This window comes from Nodularia chucula CCY0103 (assembly GCF_963923915.1).
Lineage (GTDB): Bacteria > Cyanobacteriota > Cyanobacteriia > Cyanobacteriales > Nostocaceae > Nodularia > Nodularia chucula.
Genome location: NZ_CAWUOL010000144.1, coordinates 1 through 8,007, shown reverse-complemented (window position 1 = coordinate 8,007; position 8,007 = coordinate 1). Strand labels below are relative to the sequence as shown.

The window sequence follows — 8,007 nt, the reverse complement described above, 5'->3', positions numbered from 1 at the left end:
ACTGTATTTACTTATTGTTACACATTTTGGTTATTTCACGCCCACCTACTTAATCAAGAGCCACGAGGCACTTATAATTTTTTATTAGATCCTAATTTTGGTCAAACTGACCCCGGAAGAACTTATATTTTTGTCGTCAATCCCCCGGAAGATTCTATTTATCAGCAACGACGGATTAGAATCCAAATATTAGCAAATGATGGCGAAAATAATAATGTAATTCAATATCGAGCCACTTCTTTAGATGGTGAACCCATCACCACCACAGGAGGTACTAGTTTTACAGATAGAGTAGTTATTGTTCCCAATGCAGAAACTGTGGGACTAGATTTATTAGCCTTCCGCTTTAGCACTGGGATGTGTCAAAGTAATCAATTGCAGATGATTAAAACAGGCGATCGCGCCACCGCAGAACCCGGTGATACAGCTATATATCGCCTCTCGATTCGCAATCAAAGTGATGCAGATGTGCATAATCTAGTTGTTACCGATAACTTACCTGTAGGATTTAGGTTTTTACCCGAATCAGTCATCGCTGAAATGGATCGTCAACCAGTAGAAATCACTGCATCTCACAACGGTTCTGATATCACATTTAATCCCCAAACCACAATTCCCACCGACAAAGTTTTAAATATCGCCTATGCTGTGCAACTCACCCCTGACGCTGTGCGGGGTAGTGGTCGCAATAGTGCAATTGTGAATGCACAACGGGTAGATAACAACTTTAATATCAAAGATGGTCCAGCTACCCATAACTTAAGAATCCGCCGAGGAATTACCTCAGACACTGGTACTATCATCGGTCGGGTGTTTGTCGATAAAAACTTTGATGGTGAACAACAAGCAGATGAGCCTGGTGTACCCAATGCAGTAGTTATTTTACAAAATGGCAACCGCATTACTACTGATGTCAATGGCTTATTCTCTGTAGCCAATGTTTTACCCGGAAGCCATACAGGAGTTTTAGACCTGACTAGTATCCCTGGTTATACCTTAGCTCCCAATGAAAAATTCCGCGAACGCAATAGCCAATCTCGCTTAGTCCGGTTAGAACCTGGTGGGTTGGTGCGTATGAACTTCGCCGTTACCCCCAGCCTTGAGGAGCAAGTTGATCAATGAAAGCCATAGCATCAGGGAATACTACTTTTAATTTAAAATTAATGGCCGCCGTGGCCGGGTCTATCAGCATCATATTATATCCGGCGATCGCCCATGCAGAAAACTCCGATGCTACCGTTAACCTTCCGGAGAGTGTGGGAGGTGTGGGGAGTGTGGGAAGTGTGGGAGGTGTGGGAGGTATGGATGGAAAATTACTGCAAAACTTACGTCAACTAGCGGAGTTAAAAGCCGAGAGTCAAACAGCAGATTTAGCCACCCCTCCCAGAGAAATTCCATCATTTCAACCAGCAACAGGTCAACCACTACCCAAAGGTTTACTGCAACTGGCAGAATTACCACAGGAATCACCCACGGTAAAAATTCTCACTCCTAGTACAGATACCATTGCAGATGTACCAGCCAGTACCGTAATTTTACAATTTCCCATCGGTCAAGAGATCGAATTACGGGTAAATGGTGTATTGGCTGATGAGAGTTCCATTGGGAGAACAGAAACCAATGAAAACACTAATTTAGTAACGCAGACATGGTTTGGTGTTTCTCTGCAAGAAGGTTTAAATACTATCTCTGCACAAATAGTTGGTGCAACAGAACCCCCGGCTATAGTCCAAGTGACAGTACGGGGAACACCGACTAATCAAACAAGAAAACTCTCACCCTCCGCGCCTCTGCGCCTCTGCGTGCGAAAAAAATCATCATCCTCACCCTAGCAGGTGCGATCGCATTCCTGACAACCATTGCGATCGCACTCCTCACCGGCAGTCCAGTAGCCGCCCAAGTAGGTATAACTAACGTCACAGCCACCTACGAAACAGTACCGTCTATTAACTATAATACTCAGGTAGCTAATCCATGTGATGCTGGTAACTATCCCACAAATTGTGATAGCAACATAAATTTAGCATATGGCGTGGGCGCAACCAATGATTTAAGGCTCTCAGCCTTTCAACTTGGGACAAACAACTATTCTTTAATACTAGTCGCTGACACGCTCAGATTTCGCCGCGTAGATAACGCCTTCACTACTGGATATGGTATTTTCAATCCTGGGGAACCTACTTTACCTGCCGACGTTACTTTACAATTAATAGATGCTAGTAATAACGTTGTCGCCACTGCTAATACAAAGGCTAATGGTGCATACCTATTTCTGGGTGTTGGTAATGGCAACTACACAATTCAAGTTGATACTAATGACCCCAATATTCCCAGTGGAGAGGTCTTAAGTACACCGAATAACTTAGCTGTGAATGTGGCTGGTAGTAACATAAATGATCAAAATTTTGGGTTTAACCAAGCAATGGCTAATAACCCTAATATTATTTTAGTTAAACGGATTACGGCTGTTAATTCTACCCAATACACAGATTTAATTGACGGGGTTGATGATATCAACTCTCCGAATTATGTACCTGCGCCCTTTGATGCAGATGATAATCAGCCTAATTGGCCTGGTAATTACTTACAAGGTCGGTTAAATGGTGGTGTTATCGTTCCTGGGGATGAAATAGAATATACCATTTATTTTCTCTCTACAGGTGATACTACGGCGCTAAATGTCTTACTGTGCGATCGCCTTCCCCAAAATACCACTTTTATTCCCGACACCTTTAATGGCGGTGATCCCGGAGCCGACAGGGGTATTCTGCTCAGTTATGATGGGACTTCCAACGCTCTTACTGGTATTCAAGATGGTGATGCAGGGCAGCATTTCCCCGCAGGCATAGAACCCACCGATGTTTACAGCAATATTAACTGTGGAGGTTTTAACACCAATGGCGCTGTAGTTGTGGATTTAGGTGATGTTCCCAATAGCACAAATCCCGGTAGTCCGAGTGATTCCTATGGGTTTTTTAGGTTTCGGGCTAGAGTTAATTGATTAGCTATGGCTGGGGAGTAGGGAGTAGGAAGAGGCAGAGGGGCAGGGGCAAGGAAGAAGAGGAAAGGTTGTTAAGCTGCCTTCCGTGTCAAGTAATTTCTAACTCCCCCCAGATCCCCGCTCCCTTGCTTCTTATGGAGGGTGGGATATTACCTCATAAATCATCCATAGGGAAGATGCCAGATGTTGTAAATACAGAGTATTGCAGAAATATTTTTATCTCTTCGAGATATTAAATGAAACTTAAAAATTGTTGAATAAAATACTAAATTTGTTAACCTTTCATTGATATATTTTTTCAATTGATTAACCATAAGCAGCAATAAGTTTGCCGCATATTCCGGGAAAACAGGAAAAATTAGTCATTAGTTAGATGGAATGCTGACTAAAACTCGGTAGTTTAGAACACTAAAGACCTGATCCAAATATTTTGTCATCAAGGGTGATATGACTTTAACAAGTAGTCCAAAAACCAACCCGCTAACGGAATCAGAACTACGGAAAATTAACGCTTATTGGCGTGCAGCTAACTATCTTTCAGTCGGACAAATATATCTATTCGATAATCCCTTACTACGAGAACCTTTAACGAAAGAACACGTCAAACCCCGACTTTTAGGACATTGGGGAACTACCCCAGGTTTGAACTTTATTTATGTTCATCTCAACCGGGTAATTAAAAAGTATGACCTGAACACTATTTACATAGCTGGCCCTGGTCATGGCGGCCCTGGACTGGTAGCAAATACTTACTTAGAAGGGACTTACAGCGAATATTACCCCAACATTTCCCAAGATGCTGAGGGAATGAAGAAACTCTTCAAACAATTCTCATTCCCTGGTGGGATTCCTAGCCACGTAGCCCCAGAAACCCCTGGTTCAATTCATGAAGGCGGGGAATTAGGTTATGCTTTGGTTCATGCTTATGGTGCAGCTTTTGATAACCCAGATTTAATTGTCGCTGCTGTAGTGGGTGATGGCGAAGCGGAAACTGGGGCTTTAGCTACAAGTTGGCATTCTAATAAGTTTCTCAATCCCATTAATGATGGTGCAGTATTGCCGATATTACACCTCAACGGCTATAAAATTGCTAACCCCACCATCCTAGCGCGATTGAGTTATGCAGAATTAGAAAGCCTATTTGTGGGATATGGTTACAAACCCTACTTTGTGGAAGGTTCCGACCCCGCAGATGTGCATCAGCAAATGGCCGACACTTTAGATATTGCGATCGCCGAAATTCAAAGTATCCAAAGAGAAGCCCGTGTACACGGTTTCAGCAGTCGTCCCCAGTGGCCGATGATTATCCTCAAAACCCCCAAAGGTTGGACAGGCCCCAAAGAAGTAGACGGACAAAAAACCGAAGATTACTGGCGATCGCATCAAGTCCCCTTTGGTAACGTCGTCGGTAATCCAGAACACCTCAAACTCCTAGAAGACTGGATGAAGAGTTACAAACCAGAAGAACTCTTCGACGCAAACGGAACACTCATTCCCGAACTCGCAGAACTCGCCCCCAAAGGCCACAAACGCATGGGCGACAACCCCCACACCAACGGCGGTGCGCTACTGCGGGATCTAAAAATGCCAGACTTCGCCACCTACGCAGTGGATGTCACCAACCCAGGAACAACCTACGCCGAAGCCACCAAAGTCACCGGCTACTTCCTGCGGGACATCATGCAACTCAACGCAGACAGCAAAAACTTTCGCATCTTTGGCCCCGACGAAACCGCATCAAATCGCCTCGGTCCAATCCTAGAAGTCACAGACCGGACATGGGTAGCCAACATCCTCCCCGAAGACGACCACCTCTCACCCGACGGTAGAATCATGGAAGTCCTCAGCGAAACCAACTGTCAAGGATGGTTAGAAGGCTACCTACTCACAGGTCGTCACGGCTTCTTCTCCTGCTATGAAGCATTCATCCACATCATCGATTCCATGTTCAACCAGCACGCCAAATGGTTGAAAACCACCCGTGATATACCTTGGCGGCGACCCATTGCGTCCCTCAACTACTTACTCACCTCCCACGTTTGGCGACAAGACCACAACGGCTTCTCTCACCAAGACCCTGGTTTTATCGACCACGTACTCAACAAAAAAGCCGAAATCATTCGCGTCTACCTTCCACCCGATGCAAATACTCTCCTATCAGTCACAGACCATTGCTTGAGAAGTCGCCACTACGTCAACGTCATCGTCGCCGGAAAGCAACCATCATTACAATTCCTAGACATGGAATCAGCCATCAAGCACTGCACCAAAGGCTTAAGTATTTGGGAATGGGCTAGTACCGACAAAGGTAGCGAACCAGATGTAGTCATGGCTTGTGCTGGAGACGTTCCCACCTTAGAAACCCTAGCAGCAGTAGACATTCTCCGCCAGCACTTCCCAGAATTAAAAGTACGGGTAGTGAACATCGTCAACTTGATGAAACTCCAGCCTCAAAGCGAACATCCCCACGGTTTAAGCAGTAAAGAATTTGACACCATCTTTACCACCGACAAACCCATTATCTTTGCCTTTCATGGCTACCCCTGGCTGATTCATCGTTTAACTTATCGCCACACCAACCACAAAAACTTACACGTCCGTGGTTACAAAGAAGAAGGAACCACAACTACCCCCTTTGATATGGTTGTGTTGAACGATTTAGACCGCTTCCATCTAGTCATGGACGTAATTGACCGCGTACCCCAACTAGGTGCTAAAGCCGCTTATATGAGGCAAATGTTAGAAGATAAGCTGATTGAACACAAACAATACATTGAGCAACACGGCGACGATATGCCAGAAATCCGCGATTGGAAATGGCCTTATTAAGCTGAGAAAACATCCATAAATTCTTGTGGTGCGGGCATCTTGCCCGCTAATTATCATATCATCTTGCAAAATTTTTACTTCATAAGCGCGATCGCTAAATGTTGTACCACTTACCACTTGGTTGGGTAATCCCGTACTGCTTACCGTAGATGATGAAATGGTTTAGGTGAATATCCTCTCATTCCATTGCCAGATGGAGCGTGTAATGCAAATTTTCTATCTTGCTGTTGCTGCTTACAAATATCCGCTTCCAGATCATAGGGATGATGCCCAGCAGCACTATTTTTAACTCCTAGATTACAGGTTCATAAGAGTCTAGCATCGCTTCATCCTACCGCATTATGTACCCCATATCCCTCCAAAAATTTTCGCTCTCCCTTAATATATAAAAATTTTGCGTAAAAAAGTTACAGCAGACTTCCTATAGGGCATATTAGTAAAGGAGGCAGAAAGTAAGTTGTTTTCTGGTTAAAACTGTCTCTCTGAACTGTTATAAATTTCTGCACACATTTTTAGCTATGCAATTCTCAATCAAGTCTCCTTTATCTTGGCTTGACAAAATTCTGCGATCGCATTTTAAAGCAATCCTGCTAGTTTGCTTATTGACATGGACTGTTTTACTTGTAACTACTACTTTGCAGGTTCAACACTCTTGCAATCCTATGATTCATTGGTCTGGTGATCTTCCAAAAGAATGCCTAAAAAAACCTAATCAAATACTGTCTTCCAATATCAAGCAAAACAAGATTATTCAAATTCAACCGAACAGTCAACATAAACATGAAACTTCAAATCTTCTAAAAAACCCTAGTAAAAATTCACCCGATACCGTATGGGAAAATTTAGAAAAATCTCCTGATGTCACTGCTGGTACTATTGCTATAGGTGCAGCAACAGGTATGGCTTTAATTGGAAGCGCTCCAATAGCCGTTATTATTGGAGTTGGATTTGTTACTTGGTTAGCTATTAGAACAGTTTTGTCTATTGGATCGAATTGAACCACCAAGTTTAAATACTCAAAGGTCTATTTTAGGAAAAATTAGCCATGCAATCTCTCCCTCAAGATAATAATAGTTCCGCAGATACTACACAACAATTATCAAATTCTTCTATCAATCAAGTAAAGACTTCAGATAATCAAATCAGTAATAATACAGCTATCCCCTTGGAAGCTGTACCAGCTAAAAATCAAAATTCAATTTTATCACTTGATTTAAGTAAACTGATTATAATTGGACTTTTTATTATTGGAATAGTCGCTACCTTTTTCCTTGTTACTAGGGGGAATGACTTGTGTATTTTAAGCTTTTGTAGTGATGTGGGGAGACATTCTTCTACATTAACCAATGATTTTTGGGCTTTTGCGGGAGGAACAGCAACAGTTATAGTTTTAACTACATTCTTGGGAATTTCCTTACTACCTGCTGTTGGTATAGCCTCTGCTGTCTGGTTCTTTATCTATTCTTCCCTTCATCTATCTTAGAGGTTGTTTGAAAAGTCTAATTTATTACAGCCCTGGCGACTAGAAGTCGCGGCTATACAAACTAAACCCGCCTGCGCGGGTTAAAAAACCGATTTTTTGATTAGTCCACGCAGGTGGACTTTGCCTGTGTAGTAGCGAATTATATTCGCCCAAAAATTTTAAAATATCCTCTTAGTTATCATAGAGAAATTGACAATGAATCGACTAATTGAAGTTAGCCAAGTTTGCAAAACTTTTTCTAAAGGTTTTAGTAAAATTCCTATTCTTAATCAGGTTAATTTTTTTGTAGAGAAAGGGGAATTTTTAGTATTGCGAGGAGAGAATGGTGCAGGTAAAACTACTTTACTTAATTTAATTTTAGGAATTATCCAACCAAATGAAGGAGAAGTCAAACTCATGGGGCTTTCTCCTCAAGAATCATCTGCCAAAACATCTGTAGGTGTAGTTTTACAAAAAACAAATGTTCCCCCCAATTTGAAAGTTAAAGAACTTGTCCAGCTTGTAAGAAGCTACTATCCTAATTCACAGACAGTTTCAGCTATCTTGAAAAGGGTTCGTCTTGAAGATAAATCTGAAACATCGGCGAGTAAGTTAGCTGGTGGGGAAACGCAGCGTTTATATTTTGCTCTGGCTTTAGTAGGCAGGGTTAGCGCGTCTCAAACCCTATTGACAGTGGGATTCTAGGAGAGGATTG

At 42.6% G+C, this 8,007-nt stretch carries 7 protein-coding genes; all 7 read left to right on the top strand.

Going from position 1 to position 8,007, the window contains the following annotated elements; all coding sequences use genetic code 11:
* Positions 1–1,122: hypothetical protein (locus ACM0OP_RS23200; RefSeq protein WP_414530769.1), on the top strand; the 1,122-nt coding region annotated here is incomplete at its 5' end.
* Positions 1,119–1,832 (top strand): hypothetical protein, encoded by a 714-nt coding sequence (locus ACM0OP_RS23195; protein WP_414530768.1) that lies wholly within the window; start codon positions 1,119–1,121, stop codon positions 1,830–1,832. The genes ACM0OP_RS23200 and ACM0OP_RS23195, both read left to right, overlap by 4 nt.
* Before the next feature lie 200 nt (positions 1,833–2,032).
* Positions 2,033–3,001, top strand: coding sequence for an SdrD B-like domain-containing protein (locus tag ACM0OP_RS23190; RefSeq protein ID WP_414530767.1), 969 nt, complete (start codon positions 2,033–2,035; stop codon positions 2,999–3,001).
* Positions 3,002–3,448: 447 nt separating this feature from the next.
* Positions 3,449–5,830 (top strand): phosphoketolase family protein, encoded by a 2,382-nt coding sequence (locus ACM0OP_RS23185; protein ID WP_414530766.1) that lies wholly within the window; start codon positions 3,449–3,451, stop codon positions 5,828–5,830.
* A gap of 662 nt (positions 5,831–6,492) precedes the next feature.
* The gene (locus ACM0OP_RS23180; RefSeq protein WP_414530765.1) at positions 6,493–6,828 is read left to right on the top strand and encodes a hypothetical protein; all 336 of its coding nucleotides are present in this window, start codon (positions 6,493–6,495) and stop codon (positions 6,826–6,828) included.
* Between the two features lie 47 nt (positions 6,829–6,875).
* Entirely contained in the window at positions 6,876–7,313 is a 438-nt protein-coding gene (locus tag ACM0OP_RS23175; protein WP_414530764.1) for a hypothetical protein, read from the top strand.
* 195 nt (positions 7,314–7,508) lie between these two features.
* Complete coding sequence (locus ACM0OP_RS23170) at positions 7,509–7,997, top strand: ATP-binding cassette domain-containing protein (RefSeq protein WP_414530763.1); 489 nt, start codon at positions 7,509–7,511, stop codon at positions 7,995–7,997.
* Positions 7,998–8,007: the final 10 nt, after the last annotated feature.

Bases quoted from the DNA above. Each gene is read 5' to 3' on its own strand.
- ACM0OP_RS23195 (WP_414530768.1), top strand. From the start codon at position 1,119: ATGAAAGCCATAGCATCAGGGAATACTACTTTTAATTTAAAATTAATG.
- ACM0OP_RS23185 (WP_414530766.1), top strand. From the start codon at position 3,449: ATGACTTTAACAAGTAGTCCAAAAACCAACCCGCTAACGGAATCAGAA.
- ACM0OP_RS23180 (WP_414530765.1), top strand. From the start codon at position 6,493: ATGATTCATTGGTCTGGTGATCTTCCAAAAGAATGCCTAAAAAAACCT.
- ACM0OP_RS23175 (WP_414530764.1), top strand. From the start codon at position 6,876: ATGCAATCTCTCCCTCAAGATAATAATAGTTCCGCAGATACTACACAA.
- ACM0OP_RS23170 (WP_414530763.1), top strand. From the start codon at position 7,509: ATGAATCGACTAATTGAAGTTAGCCAAGTTTGCAAAACTTTTTCTAAA.